17 protein-coding genes are annotated in these 17,132 nt (G+C 58.0%); all 17 read left to right on the forward strand.

The features are described 5' to 3' along the window. The first annotated feature begins 13 nt into the window (after positions 1–13). The 17 genes from QF010_RS12175 to QF010_RS12255 all read left to right on the forward strand — a co-directional run bounded on the left by QF010_RS12175 (position 14) and on the right by QF010_RS12255 (position 17,088). Positions 14–811 carry a ParA family protein gene (locus tag QF010_RS12175; RefSeq protein WP_008155709.1) on the forward strand — a complete coding sequence of 266 codons (798 nt, stop codon included), beginning with the start codon at positions 14–16 and terminating at the stop codon, positions 809–811. A 9-nt stretch (positions 812–820) separates the two neighbouring features. Further along, positions 821–1,693 carry a ParB/RepB/Spo0J family partition protein gene (locus QF010_RS12180; RefSeq protein WP_033059686.1) on the forward strand — a complete coding sequence of 291 codons (873 nt, stop codon included), beginning with the start codon at positions 821–823 and terminating at the stop codon, positions 1,691–1,693. Between the two features lie 148 nt (positions 1,694–1,841). After that, positions 1,842–2,249 (forward strand): F0F1 ATP synthase subunit I, encoded by a 408-nt coding sequence (locus QF010_RS12185; protein ID WP_007948092.1) that lies wholly within the window; start codon positions 1,842–1,844, stop codon positions 2,247–2,249. A 16-nt stretch (positions 2,250–2,265) separates the two neighbouring features. Beyond that, on the forward strand, positions 2,266–3,135 hold the full coding sequence (gene atpB / locus QF010_RS12190) for a F0F1 ATP synthase subunit A (RefSeq protein ID WP_033059685.1): 870 nt from the start codon (positions 2,266–2,268) through the stop codon (positions 3,133–3,135). 133 nt (positions 3,136–3,268) lie between these two features. Continuing rightward, positions 3,269–3,526: a F0F1 ATP synthase subunit C gene (gene atpE / locus QF010_RS12195; RefSeq protein ID WP_002555987.1), complete on the forward strand. Its 258-nt coding sequence runs from the start codon at positions 3,269–3,271 to the stop codon at positions 3,524–3,526. Positions 3,527–3,582: 56 nt separating this feature from the next. Then, positions 3,583–4,053 (forward strand): F0F1 ATP synthase subunit B, encoded by a 471-nt coding sequence (locus QF010_RS12200; protein ID WP_008027535.1) that lies wholly within the window; start codon positions 3,583–3,585, stop codon positions 4,051–4,053. 12 nt (positions 4,054–4,065) lie between these two features. Then, on the forward strand, positions 4,066–4,602 hold the full coding sequence (locus QF010_RS12205; protein WP_033059683.1) for a F0F1 ATP synthase subunit delta: 537 nt from the start codon (positions 4,066–4,068) through the stop codon (positions 4,600–4,602). A 21-nt stretch (positions 4,603–4,623) separates the two neighbouring features. After that, positions 4,624–6,168, forward strand: a complete 1,545-nt coding sequence (gene atpA, locus QF010_RS12210) for a F0F1 ATP synthase subunit alpha (RefSeq protein WP_033059681.1) — start codon at positions 4,624–4,626, stop codon at positions 6,166–6,168. 50 nt (positions 6,169–6,218) lie between these two features. Next, a complete protein-coding gene (gene atpG, locus QF010_RS12215) occupies positions 6,219–7,079 on the forward strand; it encodes a F0F1 ATP synthase subunit gamma (protein WP_033059680.1) in 861 nt (286 codons plus the stop codon). Between the two features lie 27 nt (positions 7,080–7,106). Beyond that, entirely contained in the window at positions 7,107–8,486 is a 1,380-nt protein-coding gene (gene atpD / locus QF010_RS12220) for a F0F1 ATP synthase subunit beta (protein ID WP_033059678.1), read from the forward strand. Positions 8,487–8,531: 45 nt separating this feature from the next. Further along, positions 8,532–8,957 (forward strand): F0F1 ATP synthase subunit epsilon, encoded by a 426-nt coding sequence (locus QF010_RS12225; protein WP_033059677.1) that lies wholly within the window; start codon positions 8,532–8,534, stop codon positions 8,955–8,957. 116 nt (positions 8,958–9,073) lie between these two features. Beyond that, positions 9,074–10,441: a bifunctional UDP-N-acetylglucosamine diphosphorylase/glucosamine-1-phosphate N-acetyltransferase GlmU gene (gene glmU / locus QF010_RS12230; RefSeq protein WP_033059675.1), complete on the forward strand. Its 1,368-nt coding sequence runs from the start codon at positions 9,074–9,076 to the stop codon at positions 10,439–10,441. Positions 10,442–10,644: 203 nt separating this feature from the next. Continuing rightward, positions 10,645–11,421, forward strand: coding sequence for a DeoR family transcriptional regulator (locus QF010_RS12235; protein ID WP_033059674.1), 777 nt, complete (start codon positions 10,645–10,647; stop codon positions 11,419–11,421). A 1-nt stretch (position 11,422) separates the two neighbouring features. Further along, positions 11,423–13,255 (forward strand): glutamine--fructose-6-phosphate transaminase (isomerizing), encoded by a 1,833-nt coding sequence (gene glmS / locus QF010_RS12240; RefSeq protein ID WP_429533193.1) that lies wholly within the window; start codon positions 11,423–11,425, stop codon positions 13,253–13,255. Positions 13,256–13,333: 78 nt separating this feature from the next. Then, positions 13,334–14,236 carry a LysR family transcriptional regulator gene (locus tag QF010_RS12245; RefSeq protein WP_033059671.1) on the forward strand — a complete coding sequence of 301 codons (903 nt, stop codon included), beginning with the start codon at positions 13,334–13,336 and terminating at the stop codon, positions 14,234–14,236. 131 nt (positions 14,237–14,367) lie between these two features. Further along, positions 14,368–14,994 carry a glutathione S-transferase family protein gene (locus QF010_RS12250; protein ID WP_033059670.1) on the forward strand — a complete coding sequence of 209 codons (627 nt, stop codon included), beginning with the start codon at positions 14,368–14,370 and terminating at the stop codon, positions 14,992–14,994. A gap of 63 nt (positions 14,995–15,057) precedes the next feature. Further along, positions 15,058–17,088, forward strand: a complete 2,031-nt coding sequence (locus tag QF010_RS12255) for a pyridoxamine 5'-phosphate oxidase family protein (protein WP_429533194.1) — start codon at positions 15,058–15,060, stop codon at positions 17,086–17,088. Positions 17,089–17,132: the final 44 nt, after the last annotated feature.

Consider the following 17,132-nt stretch of genomic DNA (forward strand, 5'->3'; position numbering starts at 1 on the left):
AACACAAGCAAGAATGGCTAAGGTATTCGCGATAGCGAACCAAAAGGGTGGTGTGGGCAAGACCACCACCTGCATCAACCTCGCAGCTTCCCTGGTCGCTACCAAGCGTCGGGTGCTGTTGATCGATCTCGATCCACAGGGCAACGCCACCATGGGTAGCGGTGTGGATAAACACGGCCTGGAAAACTCGGTCTACGACCTGCTGATCGGCGAATGCGATCTGGCTCAGGCCATGCATTACTCCGAGCACGGTGGTTACCAACTGCTGCCGGCCAACCGCGACCTGACTGCGGCCGAAGTGGTTCTGCTGGAAATGCAGATGAAGGAAAGCCGTCTGCGTAGCGCGCTGGCGCCGATCCGTGAAAACTACGATTACATTTTGATCGACTGTCCACCGTCGTTGTCGATGCTGACGCTGAACGCTTTGGTCGCCGCTGATGGGGTGATTATCCCCATGCAGTGCGAGTACTTCGCGCTCGAAGGCTTGAGCGACCTTGTGGATAACATCAAGCGCATCGCTGAGTTGCTGAACCCGAACCTGAAAGTCGAAGGCCTGTTGCGGACCATGTATGACCCGCGCCTGAGCCTGATGAACGATGTTTCGGCGCAGCTCAAGGAACACTTCGGCGAGCAGCTCTACGACACGGTGATTCCGCGCAACATCCGCCTGGCTGAAGCACCAAGCTATGGCATGCCGGCGCTGGCGTACGACAAATCATCGCGGGGCGCCATTGCCTATCTGGCATTGGCGGGCGAGATGGTTCGTCGTCAACGCAAAAACTCACGCACTGCCGCTGCTCAGGCAACTTAAGGAATCCCCATGGCCGTCAAGAAACGAGGTCTCGGACGTGGACTGGATGCACTGCTGAGTGGTCCGACTGTCAGCTCGCTGGAAGAACAAGCGGTGCAGGCTGATCAGCGTGAGCTGCAGCACCTGCCCCTGGACCTGATCCAGCGCGGCAAGTACCAGCCGCGCCGGGACATGGATCCTCAGGCGCTGGAAGAGCTGGCGCAGTCGATCAAGGCTCAGGGAGTGATGCAGCCGATCGTGGTTCGTCCGATTGGCAGCGGTCGCTTCGAAATCATCGCCGGTGAACGCCGCTGGCGCGCCAGTCAGCAGGCTGGGCAGGAAACCATCCCGGCAATGGTTCGCGATGTGCCGGATGAAACCGCGATCGCCATGGCGCTGATCGAGAACATCCAGCGCGAAGACCTCAATCCGATCGAAGAAGCGGTGGCTTTGCAGCGTTTGCAGCAGGAATTCCAGCTGACGCAGCAACAAGTGGCCGAAGCTGTGGGCAAATCCCGCGTGACCGTAGCCAACCTGCTACGCTTGATCGCGTTGCCGGAAGTCATCAAAACCATGCTGTCCCACGGCGACCTGGAAATGGGTCATGCCCGTGCTTTGCTCGGTTTACCGGAAAATCAACAGGTTGAAGGGGCGCGACACGTTGTCGCACGGGGGCTGACCGTACGCCAGACTGAAGCACTGGTTCGCCAGTGGTTGAGTGGTAAACCGGAACCTGCTGAACCGGTAAAGCCGGACCCTGATATTGCTCGACTCGAACAGCGTCTGGCTGAGCGCCTAGGCTCTGCGGTGCAGATTCGCCACGGGAAAAAGGGGAAGGGGCAGTTGGTGATCGGTTACAACTCCCTGGATGAGCTTCAAGGTGTACTTGCACACATCCGCTGAAACATTTCCTCATGTAGCGTGGAGTCGGAAATCACTACCTGACAGTTGAATAGGGGCAGAACCGCCCCTATACTCTGCGCGCATTTTGTCGGCACAAATTATGCCAAGTTATTGAATTCTGGCAGCCGATCATTGGGGAGCAAAAACGATGGAGAGCCGCACGCCAAACCGCTTGCCGTTCCATCGCCTGGCAGTTTTTCCGGTCCTACTGGCTCAATTTGTCGTTTTGGTACTGGCCGCTTTGGCGCTTTGGTACTGGCATGGAGTCGTAGCCGGGTACTCAGGACTCTGCGGAGGCCTGATAGCCTTGCTACCCAATGTTTATTTCGCTCACAGGGCATTTCGGTTTTCCGGCGCCCGAGCAGCTCAAGCCATCGTCCGGTCTTTTTATGCCGGCGAGGCGGGCAAACTAATTTTGACGGCAGTGCTCTTTGCACTGACGTTTGCAGGTGTGAAGCCATTGGCGCCGCTAGCTGTATTCGGCGTCTTCGTGTTGACCCAACTGGTCAGCTGGTTCGCGCCCCTGCTGATGAGAACAAGACTTTCGAGACCTTAGGGCGTTTGAGGCAACCATGGCAGAGACAACCGCTTCGGGCTATATCCAGCACCACTTGCAGAACCTGACCTTCGGTCAGCACCCAACTGGCGGGTGGGGTTTTGCCCACACCGCAGCAGAAGCCAAAGAAATGGGCTTCTGGGCTTTCCACGTCGATACTCTCGGCTGGTCGGTCGCGTTGGGTCTGATCTTCGTTCTTCTTTTCCGCATGGCGGCAAAGAAGGCGACTTCCGGTCAGCCTGGCGGCTTGCAGAACTTCGTCGAGGTTCTGATCGAGTTCGTCGACAGCAGCGTGAAAGATACCTTTCACGGCCGTAATCCATTGATCGCACCATTGGCACTGACAATTTTTGTCTGGGTGTTCCTGATGAACGCCGTCGACCTGGTTCCGGTCGACTGGATTCCGAAAGTGGCTGCCTTCATTACTGGCGACCCACATCTGGTCTTCCGTGCTGTTCCAACCACTGACCCGAACGCGACCCTGGGTATGTCCCTGTCGGTGTTCGCGTTGATCATTTTCTACAGCATCAAGGTCAAGGGCATCGGCGGCTTCATCGGCGAACTGACCCTGCACCCTTTCGGCAGCAAGAACGTCTTCGTTCAAGCCCTGCTGATCCCGGTGAACTTCCTGCTGGAGTTTGTGACGCTGGTTGCCAAGCCAATCTCCCTGGCACTGCGTCTGTTCGGCAACATGTATGCCGGCGAACTGGTCTTCATTCTGATTGCTGTGATGTTCGGCAGCGGTCTGCTCTGGCTTAGCGGCCTGGGCGTAGTTCTGCAGTGGGCGTGGGCTGTGTTCCACATCCTGATCATCACCCTGCAGGCGTTTATCTTCATGATGCTGACCATCGTTTACCTGTCGATGGCGCACGAAGAGAACCATTAAGACCAGTCTCGACTAGTCTGATGTCCCACTCGGTCAAACGAGTGGGTGCCCGAACAGGGCTATGAAACGATTTGTTTTACCGCTTTAAAATCTAAAAAACCTAAACCATACGACGTAAAAGTCGGGAGGAAAGATGGAAACTGTAGTTGGTCTAACCGCTATCGCTGTTGCACTGTTGATCGGCCTGGGCGCACTGGGTACCGCAATTGGTTTCGGCCTGTTGGGTGGCAAGTTCCTGGAAGGCGCAGCGCGTCAGCCAGAGATGGTTCCAATGCTGCAAGTTAAAATGTTCATCGTTGCCGGTCTGCTCGACGCCGTAACCATGATCGGTGTTGGTATCGCTCTGTTCTTCACCTTCGCGAACCCATTCGTTGGTCAACTCGCTGGCTAATTACTCGAACCTTCGAGTAATTGGTGTGATGTGCAACGAACGAGCGAGGTGTTGGCGTGAACATTAATGCAACCCTGATTGGCCAGTCCGTTGCGTTCTTCATTTTTGTACTGTTTTGCATGAAGTTCGTGTGGCCTCCGGTCATCGCGGCTTTGCACGAACGTCAGAAGAAGATCGCGGATGGACTGGACGCTGCCGCCCGAGCAGCTCGCGACCTGGAGTTGGCCCAAGATAAAGCGGGTCAACAACTGCGCGAAGCAAAAGCTCAGGCAGCCGAAATCATTGAGCAAGCCAAGAAACGCGGTAACCAGATCGTCGAAGAGGCTGTTGAAAAAGCCCGTATCGACGCTGACCGTGTGAAGGTTCAGGCTCAGGCCGAGATCGAGCAGGAACTGAACAGTGTCAAAGACGCGCTGCGTGCCCAATTGGGTGCTCTGGCCGTTGGCGGCGCCGAGAAGATCCTGGGTGCCACAATCGATCAAAACGCGCACGCGGAGCTGGTAAACAAACTGGCTGCTGAAATTTAAGCGAGGGCGATCATGGCAGAATTGACCACGTTGGCCCGACCTTACGCTAAGGCAGCCTTCGAGCACGCCCAGGCCCACCAGCAACTGGCCTCTTGGTCAGCCATGCTCGGCCTGGCTGCAGCAGTGTCGCAAGACGACACCATGCAGCGCGTGCTCAAGGCCCCGCGACTGACGAGCGCAAACAAGGCCACCACGTTTATTGACGTGTGTGGCGACAAGTTCGATGCGAAGGCACAGAATTTCATTCACGTCGTTGCCGAAAACGACCGTCTCCCGCTGTTGCCGGAGATCGCCGCTCTGTTTGACCTGTACAAGGCCGAACAAGAGAAATCGGTAGACGTGGACGTAACCAGTGCTTTTGCATTGAACCAAGAACAGCAAGACAAACTCGCCAAGGTTCTCAGTGCACGGCTCGGCCGGGAAGTGCGACTGCACGCTGCGGAGGATGCCACCCTTATTGGTGGTGTCATCATCCGCGCCGGCGACCTGGTAATCGATGGCTCGATTCGCGGCAAACTCGCGAACCTTGCCGAAGCATTGAAATCTTGAGTTTGAAGGGGCAGCAGAGCAATGCAGCAACTCAATCCTTCCGAAATAAGTGAAATTATCAAGGGCCGCATCGACAAGCTCGATGTGACCTCCCAAGCCCGTAACGAAGGCACTGTCGTCAGCGTATCTGACGGTATCGTGCGGATTCACGGTCTGGCCGACGTAATGTACGGCGAGATGATCGAGTTTCCGGGCGGCGTCTTCGGTATGGCTCTCAACCTGGAGCAAGACTCTGTAGGTGCCGTTGTTTTGGGCTCCTACCAGTCTCTGGCTGAAGGCATGAGCGCCAAGTGCACTGGCCGCATCCTCGAAGTTCCGGTTGGTAAGGAACTGCTGGGTCGCGTAGTCGACGCACTGGGTAACCCAGTTGACGGCAAAGGTCCGCTGAACAACACCGAGACCGATGCGGTCGAGAAAGTTGCTCCAGGCGTGATCTGGCGTAAGTCGGTAGACCAGCCTGTACAGACTGGCTACAAGGCTGTCGATGCCATGATTCCTGTCGGCCGTGGCCAGCGTGAGCTGATCATCGGTGACCGTCAGATCGGTAAAACCGCTCTGGCGATCGACGCGATCATCAACCAGAAAAACAGCGGTATTTTCTGCGTCTACGTAGCGATCGGTCAGAAACAATCGACCATCGCTAACGTGGTTCGCAAGCTGGAAGAAAACGGCGCACTGGCTAACACCATCGTCGTTGCCGCGAGCGCTTCGGAATCTGCAGCACTGCAGTTCCTGGCACCGTACTCCGGTTGCACCATGGGTGAGTTCTTCCGCGACCGCGGTGAAGACGCGCTGATCGTTTATGACGATCTGTCCAAGCAAGCAGTGGCTTACCGCCAGATTTCCCTGCTGCTGCGCCGTCCACCAGGCCGTGAAGCTTACCCAGGCGACGTGTTCTATCTCCACTCCCGTCTGCTGGAGCGCGCATCCCGCGTTTCGGAAGAGTACGTAGAGAAGTTCACCAACGGCGCAGTGACCGGCAAAACCGGTTCCCTGACCGCACTGCCGATCATCGAAACCCAGGCTGGCGACGTTTCCGCGTTCGTTCCGACCAACGTGATTTCCATCACCGACGGTCAGATCTTCCTGGAATCGGCCATGTTCAACTCCGGGATCCGTCCTGCTGTGAACGCCGGTGTTTCGGTATCCCGTGTGGGTGGTGCCGCTCAGACCAAGATCATCAAGAAGCTCTCCGGTGGTATCCGTACCGCTCTGGCTCAGTACCGTGAACTGGCGGCATTCGCCCAGTTCGCTTCTGACCTGGACGAAGCGACCCGTAAGCAACTTGAGCATGGTCAGCGCGTTACCGAGCTGATGAAGCAGAAGCAATACGCACCAATGTCGATCGCTGACATGGCGCTGTCGCTGTATGCCGCTGAGCGTGGGTTCCTGACTGACGTTGAAATCGCCAAGATCGGCAGCTTCGAACAAGCGCTGATTGCTTTCTTCAACCGCGATCACGCCGAATTGATGGCGAAGATCAACGTGAAGGGTGACTTCAATGACGAAATCGACGCTGGCATGAAAGCCGGTATCGAGAAGTTCAAGGCCACCCAAACCTGGTAAGCCGCAGCGGGAGCCGCAAGGCTCCCGCTTGCTAACCTGATAGGTGTTACATGGCAGGCGCAAAAGAGATTCGCAGTAAGATTGCGAGCATCAAAAGCACGCAAAAGATTACCAGCGCCATGGAAAAAGTGGCGGTCAGTAAAATGCGCAAGGCACAAATGCGCATGGCTGCTAGCCGTCCTTACGCGGAGCGCATCCGCCAGGTTATTGGTCATTTGGCCAACGCCAACCCGGAATATCGCCACCCCTTCATGATCGAGCGTGAAATCAAGCGCGTCGGTTATGTCGTAGTGAGCAGTGACCGTGGTCTGTGTGGTGGCTTGAACACCAACCTGTTCAAGGCCCTGGTCAAGGACATGGCGGTAAACCGCGAAAACGGCGTCGAGATCGATCTGTGTGTTGTTGGTAGCAAGGGTGCGGCTTTCTTCCGCAACTTCGGCGGTAACGTCGTTGCAGCTATCAGCCACCTGGGTGAAGAGCCGTCGATCAATGATCTGATTGGCAGCGTCAAGGTGATGCTGGATGCCTACCTGGACGGCCGTATTGATCGCCTGTCCGTGGTGTCCAACAAGTTCATCAACACCATGACGCAACAGCCTACTGTGGAGCAGTTGATTCCACTGGAGGCAACCCCGGATCAATCGCTCAAGCACCACTGGGACTATCTCTACGAACCGGATGCCAAAGAGCTGCTTGACGGCTTGATGGTCCGCTACGTTGAGTCGCAGGTCTACCAGGCGGTGGTCGAGAACAACGCGGCTGAACAGGCTGCGCGGATGATCGCGATGAAGAACGCTACCGACAACGCCGGTGATTTGATCAGCGATTTGCAGCTGGTCTACAACAAGGCGCGTCAGGCTGCGATCACCCAAGAGATCTCGGAAATCGTCGGCGGCGCTGCCGCGGTTTAACGGTTCAAATATTCAGAGGATCCAGCTATGAGTAGCGGACGTATCGTTCAAATCATCGGCGCCGTTATCGACGTGGAATTTCCACGCGACAGCGTACCGAGCATCTATAACGCGCTGTTGGTACAAAGCGCGGCAGGGACCACTCTGGAAGTTCAGCAACAGCTGGGCGACGGCGTGGTTCGTACCATTGCGATGGGTTCCACCGAAGGCTTGAAGCGCGGTCTGGAAGTCAAGGACTCTGGCGCAGCCATCTCCGTACCGGTCGGTAAAGCGACCCTGGGCCGGATCATGGACGTACTGGGCAACCCGATCGACGAAGCTGGCCCGATTGACACCGAAGAGCGCTGGGGCATTCACCGTCCTGCGCCAACCTTCGCTGAACAAGCTGGCGGCAACGACCTGCTGGAAACCGGCATCAAGGTTATCGACCTGGTTTGCCCGTTTGCCAAGGGTGGTAAAGTCGGTCTGTTCGGTGGTGCCGGTGTAGGCAAAACCGTAAACATGATGGAACTGATCCGTAACATCGCCATCGAGCACAGCGGTTATTCCGTGTTCGCCGGTGTGGGTGAGCGTACTCGTGAGGGTAACGACTTCTACCACGAGATGAAGGATTCCAACGTTCTGGACAAAGTGGCACTGGTTTACGGTCAGATGAACGAGCCGCCGGGTAACCGTCTGCGCGTAGCACTGACCGGCCTGACCATGGCCGAGAAGTTCCGTGACGAAGGTAACGACGTTCTGCTGTTCGTCGACAACATCTATCGTTACACCCTGGCCGGTACTGAAGTATCCGCACTGCTGGGCCGTATGCCTTCCGCAGTAGGTTACCAGCCGACCCTGGCCGAAGAGATGGGTACTCTGCAAGAGCGTATCACTTCGACCAAAAACGGTTCGATCACCTCGATCCAAGCGGTATACGTACCTGCGGATGACTTGACTGACCCGTCGCCAGCGACCACTTTCGCCCACTTGGACGCCACCGTCGTTCTGTCCCGTGACATCGCTTCCCTGGGTATCTACCCAGCGGTCGATCCACTCGACTCGACTTCGCGCCAGCTGGACCCGAACGTAATCGGCCAGGACCACTACGACACCGCTCGCGGCGTACAGTATGTTCTGCAGCGTTACAAAGAACTGAAGGACATCATTGCGATCCTGGGTATGGACGAGCTGTCGGAAGCCGACAAGCAGTTGGTAAACCGTGCTCGTAAGATCCAGCGGTTCTTGTCGCAGCCGTTCTTCGTGGCTGAAGTCTTCACCGGTGCTTCGGGTAAATACGTTTCCCTGAAAGACACCATTGCTGGCTTCAAAGGCATCCTCAACGGTGACTACGACCACCTGCCAGAACAAGCGTTCTACATGGTCGGCGGCATCGAAGAAGCGATCGAGAAAGCCAAGAAACTGTAATCCCGGCGCCCGGCAACGGGCGCTAATTTAGGTTGAGGCAATCAGATGGCTATGACAGTCCATTGCGATATCGTCAGCGCGGAAGGGGAAATCTTCTCCGGCCTGGTCGAGATGGTGGTTGCGCACGGTGCACTGGGTGATCTTGGTATCGCCCTGGGTCACGCGCCGCTGATCACTAATCTCAAGCCGGGCCCGATCCGCCTGATCAAGCAGGGCGGGGAAGAGGAGGTGTATTACATCTCTGGCGGTTTCCTCGAGGTTCAGCCGAACATGGTCAAGGTACTTGCCGACACTGTGCAACGTGCTGCCGACCTGGACGAAGCCTCCGCTCAGGAAGCCGTTAAGGCTGCCGAGAAGGCCTTGCATGACCGTGGTGCAGAATTCGATTACGGTTCTGCTGCCGCACGTCTGGCCGAGGCGACAGCTCAGCTGCGCACCGTCCAGCAGATCCGCAAGAAGTTCGGCCACTAATAGGCCGTCGCTTGTTGTGCGATTGATTAAAAAGGGTAGCCTCGGCTACCCTTTTTTCTTTTTAGATATTCACAACCTGGTCGCAGCCGCTGACCATCCAGGATTGGTAGCCAGTTATGTCTTTAGAAATCGTTATCCTCGCTGCTGGTCAAGGCACTCGCATGCGTTCTGCTCTGCCGAAAGTGCTGCATCCGATTGCCGGCAACTCGATGCTCGGCCATGTTATCCACAGCGCCCGGCAACTTGATCCACAGCGCATCCACGTAGTGATCGGTCATGGTGCCGAGGCAGTGCGCGAGCGTCTGGCGGCTGATGATCTGAATTTCGTCCTGCAGGACAAACAGCTTGGGACTGGCCATGCGGTTGCTCAAGCGGTGCCTTTCATTGAGTCCGACACCGTTCTGATTCTTTATGGTGACGTGCCATTGATCGAAGTCGAGACCCTGCAGCGTTTGCTCAAGCAAGTAGCGCCGCAGCAACTGGGTTTGTTGACAGTCGAACTGGACGACCCGACCGGCTATGGCCGCATCGTCCGCAACGCTGACGGCGAAGTGACAGCCATCGTCGAGCAGAAAGACGCTAACGAAGCCGAACGCGCGATCACTGAAGGCAACACCGGCATTCTGGCGCTGCCGTTCGCGCAATTGGCTGGCTGGATGAGCCGTCTATCGAACAACAACGCCCAAGGCGAGTACTACCTGACCGACGTGATCGCGATGGCAGTCAGCGATGGTCTGGTGGTGGCCACCGAGCAACCGCATGACGCCATGGAAGTGCAGGGCGCTAACGATCGCAAGCAGCTTTCCGAGCTTGAGCGTCACTATCAATTGCGCGCCGGTCGTCGTTTGATGGCTCAAGGCGTGACACTGCGTGACCCGGCTCGTTTCGATGTGCGCGGTGAAATCACCGTCGGCCGCGACGTGCTGATCGACATTAACGTGATCCTCGAAGGCAAGGTCGTTATCGAGGACGACGTGGTGATCGGCCCGAACTGCGTGATCAAGGACAGCACCCTGCGCAAAGGTGTGGTGATCAAGGCCAACAGTCACATCGAAGGCGCGATTCTCGGTGAAGGCAGCGATGCCGGCCCGTTCGCTCGTTTGCGTCCAGGTACTGTGCTGGAAGCACGCGCCCATGTGGGTAACTTTGTTGAGTTGAAAAACGCTCATCTTGGCGAGGGCGCCAAGGCCGGTCATCTGACTTATCTGGGTGATGCCGAGGTCGGCGCGCGTACCAACATCGGCGCGGGCACCATTACTTGCAACTACGATGGCGCGAATAAGTGGAAAACCGTGCTGGGTGAAGATGTGTTCATCGGTTCCAACAATTCGTTGGTTGCGCCTGTGGATATCTCTTCGGGGGCAACCACGGCGGCGGGTTCGACCATTACGCAGAATGTGGATAACGCTCAGTTGGCTGTGGGTCGTGCGCGGCAGAAGAATATTGATGGCTGGAAGCGGCCAGAGAAAATCAAGAAGAGCTAAGTTATCCACAGTTCTTGAAGATCAAAAGATCGCAGCCTGCGGCAGTTCCTACAGAGTGAACACGAACTCAATGTAGAAGCTGCCACAGGCTGCGATCTTTTTATGGGTTATCCACAGGCCTTTTTATCGCCTTACGCTTGACGAAATTTCGACAATAGGTTTTGATTGCTTCCGTTATCTTTCGAATCGAAACTTACCAAGCCATGTCGAAGCGCAATACACCTCAACGCCGTCACAACATCCTCGCCTTGCTCAATGAGCAGGGCGAAGTCAGTGTGGATGAGCTGGCCAAGCGCTTCGAAACCTCGGAAGTTACGATCCGCAAGGATCTCGCGGCGCTTGAGACCAATGGTTTGCTGCTGCGCCGTTATGGCGGAGCGATTACCCTGCCTCAAGAACTGGTGGCTGACCTTGCTCAGCCAGTGTCCAAATACAAGCAGGCCATTGCCCGCGCCGCCGTTGCGCGGATTCGTGAGCATGCGCGGATCATCATCGACAGCGGCAGCACCACGGCGGCGATGATTCCGGAACTCGGCCAGCAGCCGGGCCTGGTCGTGATGACCAACTCCCTGCATGTCGCCAATGCCTTGAGCGAACTTGAGCATGAGCCGGTACTGTTGATGACCGGTGGCACCTGGGACCCGCATTCCGAGTCATTTCAGGGGCAGGTGGCGGAGCAGGTCCTGCGCTCTTACGATTTCGACCAGTTGTTCATCGGTGCCGATGGCATCGACCTGGTTCGCGGTACCACCACCTTCAACGAACTGCTGGGACTGAGCCGGGTCATGGCTGAAGTCGCCCGGGAAGTGGTTGTCATGGTGGAGGCCGACAAGATCGGCCGCAAGATTCCCAATCTGGAGCTGCCCTGGAGCAGCGTCCATACCCTTATTACCGATGATCGCCTGCCACTTGAGGCACGGGATCAGATTCAGGCCCGCGGAATCAACTTGATCCTCGCGGCTGTCAATCAGGAGAAATAGCATGTGTGGAATTGTCGGCGCAGTCGCAGAACGTAATATCACCGCCATCCTGCTCGAAGGCCTGAAGCGCCTTGAATACCGTGGCTATGACAGTGCCGGTGTAGCGGTCTACACCAATGACGAAAAGCTTGAGCGCTTGCGTCGCCCGGGCAAGGTCAGTGAATTAGAACTGGCGCTGGCCGAAGCACCGCTGGTCGGCCGCCTGGGTATCGCCCACACCCGCTGGGCCACTCACGGTGCGCCATGCGAGCGCAACGCTCACCCGCACTTCTCCGGTGATCTGGCGGTGGTACACAACGGCATCATCGAAAACCACGAAGCCCTGCGCGAGCAACTGAAGGCCTTGGGTTACGTGTTCACCTCGGACACCGACACCGAAGTCATTGCTCACCTGTTGAACCACAAACTCAAGGATCTGCCTGATCTGACCGTGGCCCTGAAGGCGACTGTCAAAGAGCTGCACGGTGCTTACGGTTTGGCGGTCATCAGCGCCCAACAACCGGATCGTCTGGTGGCGGCCCGCAGCGGCAGCCCGCTGGTCATCGGTCTGGGCATGGGTGAAAACTTCCTGGCTTCCGATCAACTGGCCCTGCGCCAGGTCACTGACCGCTTCATGTACCTGGAAGAAGGCGATATCGCCGAAATTCGCCGCGACAGCGTGCAGATTTGGGACGTTAGCGGCCAAGTCGTCGAACGTGAGGCGGTGCAGTACCGCGATGGCGCCGAAGCCGCTGACAAGGGCGAATTCCGTCACTTCATGCTCAAGGAAATTCACGAGCAACCGGCTGTGGTGCAGCGCACCCTGGAAGGGCGCATCAGCCAGAATCAAGTGCTGGTGCAAGCGTTCGGTCCACAGGCTGCCGAGCTGTTCGCCAAAGTGCGTAACGTGCAGATCGTCGCGTGTGGCACCAGTTACCACGCCGGCATGGTTGCCCGTTACTGGCTCGAAGAACTGGCCGGCATCCCGTGCCAGGTCGAAGTCGCCAGCGAATTCCGCTACCGCAAGGTAGTGGTGCAGGCGGACACCCTATTTGTGACCATCTCCCAGTCCGGTGAAACCGCTGACACCCTGGCCGCTCTGCGTAACGCCAAAGAGTTGGGTTACCTCGCCAGCCTGGCGATTTGCAACGTCGGCATCAGCTCATTGGTGCGTGAATCCGATCTGACGCTGCTGACCCAGGCCGGTCGCGAAATCGGCGTGGCCTCGACTAAAGCCTTTACCACTCAACTGGTCGGTCTGCTGTTGCTGACTTTGTCCCTGGGCCAGGTGCACGGCACGTTGGCCAAAGGCGTCGAAGCCACATTGGTTGAAGAGCTGCGTCGCCTGCCAACCCGCCTCGGCGAAGCCCTGGCCATGGACGGCACCGTCGAAAAAATCGCCGAGCTGTTCGCTGAGAAAAACCACACCCTGTTCCTCGGCCGTGGCGCGCAATTCCCGGTGGCGATGGAAGGGGCGCTCAAGCTCAAGGAAATCTCCTACATTCACGCTGAAGCCTATCCGGCCGGCGAACTGAAACACGGTCCGTTGGCGCTTGTGGATAACGACATGCCAGTGGTCACCGTGGCGCCGAACAACGAGCTACTGGAGAAGTTGAAATCCAACCTCCAGGAAGTCCGCGCCCGGGGTGGCGAGCTGATTGTCTTCGCAGACGAGCAGGCCGGCATGACCAATGGCGAAGGCACTCATGTTGTGCAAATGCCACACATTCACGACATCCTGTCGCCGATCCTCTACACCATTCCACTGCAATTGCTCTCGTATTACGTTGCCGTGTTGAAAGGCACTGACGTTGACCAGCCGCGTAACCTGGCGAAGTCGGTGACGGTGGAATAAGTTATCCACAGCTGATGGAAACATTAAAAATCGCAGCCTACGGTTGCGATTTTTTTTATCTGAATTGAGGACACGCCCATGGACCGATTCCAGGAAATGCAGGTCTTCGCTGCCGTCGCCCAAGACCAAGGGTTCTCGGCGGCGGCGCGGCGTCTGGGCCTGTCGGCAGCCAGCGTGACTCGCGCGGTGGCGGCGCTGGAGAAACGCATCGGCACGTTGCTGCTGACGCGCACCACCCGCAGTGTACATTTGAGCGAGGCGGGCCAGCGTTACCTGGAGGACTGTCGGAGGATTCTCGCCGAGGTGCAGGAAGCCGAGGATTCGGCGGCGGGCAGCCACGCTCAACCGCGTGGGCAACTGACAATTACCGCACCGGTGTTGTTCGGTGAGCTGTTTGTCACGCCCGTGATGGTGAATTATCTGACGCAATTTCCTGAGGTCAGCATCAATGGGTTGCTGGTCGATCGAGTGGTCAGCATGGTCGAGGAGGGCATCGATGTCGCCGTGCGGATTGGTGAGTTGCCCGACAGTAATCAGCACGCGATTCGCGTAGGTGAGGTTCGGCGGGTGGTATGCGGCTCCCCGGACTTTTTGACGGCCCGTGGTCGACCGCGACATCCTCAGGATCTGGTTCAGGCGCCGGTTATTGCGACGTCCTCTATCGGTCAGTCGAGAACCTGGCCGTTCCTCGAAGGGGGAGAGCCGCTGAGTGTTCGACCCTCGCCACGCCTGGTGGTGACGGCGAATCAGGCCGCCATTACGGCGGCATGCCTGGGGTTGGGGTTGACCCGGGTTCTGTCTTATCAGGTCGCGAGTAAAGTCGCCTCCGGTGAGCTGGAAATCGTTCTGGCGGACTTCGAACTGCCGCCATTGCCTATTCATGTGGTCTATCAGGGCGGGCGCAAGGCCCCTGCGCGGATTCGCAGCTTTGTGGATTTTGCAGTGAGCGCGCTGCGTGAGCATCCGTCCTTGCAGGCGTGATGGTTTATTTCACCTGGTGAAATAATGGATTGCGTTGGCTGGTTATTCTGTTGTTTTGGTGGCGGGTGGAAGATAGCTCCCCATCGGTGCTGAACACTGTTCAACAGCGCCACCACCCAGCGGAGTCGACCATGCAAGCGATCAAACTCTACAACTTCCCTCGTTCCGGCCACGCTCATCGTGTAGAGCTGATGCTGTCCCTGCTGCATCTGCCGACCGAGCTGATCTTTGTCGATTTGCCGAAGGGCGCGCACAAGCAGCCGGATTTCCTCGCGCTCAACGCTTTTGGTCAAATTCCGGTCATCGATGATCAAGGCGTTGTACTGGCCGACTCCAACGCGATTCTGGTTTATTTGGCGCAGAAATATGGCGATGGTCGTTGGCTGCCAGCCGATCCGGTCGGGGCGGCCAAGGTTCAGCGCTGGTTGTCGATTGCCGCTGGGCCGATTGCCTTTGGCCCCGCCAGAGCGAGGCTGATCACGGTGTTTGGTGCGGCTTACAACGCTGAAGAAGTGATCGCTTATTCCCACACCTTGCTCAAAGTGATCGATCAGGAACTGGCAGCAACGCCCTATCTGGCTGGCGCCGAGCCAACCATTGCCGACGTTTCGGCCTACAGCTACATCGCCCATGCGCCGGAAGGCAACGTGTCGCTGGAGGACTACGCCAACATCCGCGCCTGGCTTGCGCGGGTCGAAGCGTTGCCAGGGTTTGTCGGCATGCCGCGCACCGTTGCCGGTCTGCAAAAAACTGCCTGATGCTTACGGCCCGACACTGTCGGGTCGTTCACACTGCGCCGATGGCGCAGGGGAGAAGTCGTTGTGGATCGTTCACCCTGGCACGCCGGCGAGAAACAATTGCAGGCTCATGTGGGCATTGCCGAGCGAATGGAGGTGCTCGGTCGTAAGGTGATTCGCAGCGAGATGCCGGATCAGCACCGCACGTTCTATGAGCAACTGCCGTTCATGCTGTACGGCGCGGTGGACGCCGACGGTCATCCTTGGGCCAGTATTCTTGAAGGGCCACCGGGGTTCGCTCATTCACCCACGCCGGGTGCGCTGCAATTCAGCAGCCTGCCGGGCGCTGATGATCCCGCGCAATTGACGCAGGGCGCGGCAATCGGCCTGTTGGGGATCGAACTGCACACCCGTCGCCGTAACCGCCTCAATGGGCGAGTCGGCGCGATGACGGCAAGCGGCTTCGATGTGACGGTGGAGCAGTCCTTCGGCAATTGCCCGCAATACATCCAATTGCGGCAGTTTCGCTCGGTGCCGTTGGCGGATCCGTCGACTCGCATCGCGCAACACCTCAACGGGCTGGATGACGCGGCCAAAACCCTGATCGCGGGAGCCGATACGTTCTTTGTCGCCAGTTACGTGGACGTTGATGGGCAACGCTCGGTGGATGTTTCTCACCGCGGCGGCCAGGCCGGTTTCGTACACGTAGAAGGCAATCGCCTGACCATTCCGGATTTCGCCGGCAACCTGTTTTTCAACACCTTGGGCAACCTGCTGCTCAATCCCCGGGCTGGTTTGCTGTTTATCGATTTCAATTCGGGAGATCTGCTGCACCTCAGCGGTCGCACCGAAGTCATTCTTGAAGGCCCACAGGTCGAGGCGTTTCAAGGGGCAGAGCGCTTGTGGACGGTCGAGGTGGAAAGCGTGGTGCGTCGCCCCGCCGCGCTTGCCCTGCGGTGGCGTTTCGACGGCGTGTCGCCCACCAGTTTGCTAACCGGCAACTGGGAGCAGGCCAACGCCCGTCTGCAAGCCCAGGCCTTGGGCGATCGTTGGCGGCCGCTGCGAGTGGCGCGGATCAAAGAGGAAAGCCACAACATCCGCTCGATCTATCTGGAGCCTGCCGATGGGGCGGGGTTGCCCGTGTTTCAGGCCGGGCAGCATTTGCCGCTGCGCTTCAACATTGCCGGTGAGGTGCACATCCGCACGTATAGCCTGTCGAGCGCGCCGTCCGATGATTTTTTCCGCATCAGCGTGAAGCGTGAAGGTTTGGTGTCTTCGCACCTGCATGAACAGGTGCGCGTCGGTGATCTGTTGGAGGCCCGTGCGCCTCAGGGGCATTTCACCGTGGCACCTAATGAACGTCGGCCGCTGGTGCTGCTGGCTGCCGGTGTCGGCATTACGCCGCTGCTGTCGATGCTGCGCGAAGTGGTTTACCAAGGCTTGCGCACCCGCCGCATCCGGCCGACCTGGTTCTTCCAGAGTTCGCGCACGCTGGCTGATCAAGTGTTTCGTCCTGAGCTGGATCGTTTGCTCGAAGACGCCGGAGATGCGGTCAGGGTGTTGCGTCTGGTGAGTCAGCCGGAAGCCGGGGCCTTGGAGGGTGAGGATTTCGACCTGACGGGGCGGATCGACACTGCGCTGCTCAAGACCCTCCTTGAAGTGGAGGACTACGATCAGCTGGATTTTGTCCTCTGCGGTCCGGGCAGTTTTACCCAGGGGCTGTACGACGGCCTGCGGGAGCTGGACATCCGTGACGCAAGGATTCACGCCGAAACCTTCGGTCCCTCGACCTTGCGCCGGGTGCCGGACCCCGACGCGGTGATCATCGAGCAACCGCCCGCGGCGACGACCTCGGTGCCGGTGGTGTTCCAGCGCTCGGCTAAAGAGGCTCGCTGGCAACCCGACGGTGGCAGTTTGCTGGAGTTGGCGGAAAGCCGTGGATTGCGCCCGGAATTCAGCTGTCGCGGCGGTTCCTGCGGGACCTGCAAGACCCGGCTGATTAGCGGCCAGGTGAATTATCCACAGCCGCCGGCTGAAGTGCCGGATGACGGACACGTGCTGATTTGTTGTGCGATTCCGGCGCAAGGGTCGCAGCCTTTGGTCCTCGATTTGTAGCAGCTGCCGAGCCTGCGAGGCTGCGTTCGGCTGCGAAGCAGTCG

Origin of the sequence: Pseudomonas silensiensis (assembly GCF_050434865.1) — a bacterium.
Taxonomy (GTDB): Bacteria; Pseudomonadota; Gammaproteobacteria; order Pseudomonadales; family Pseudomonadaceae; genus Aquipseudomonas; species Aquipseudomonas fluorescens_W.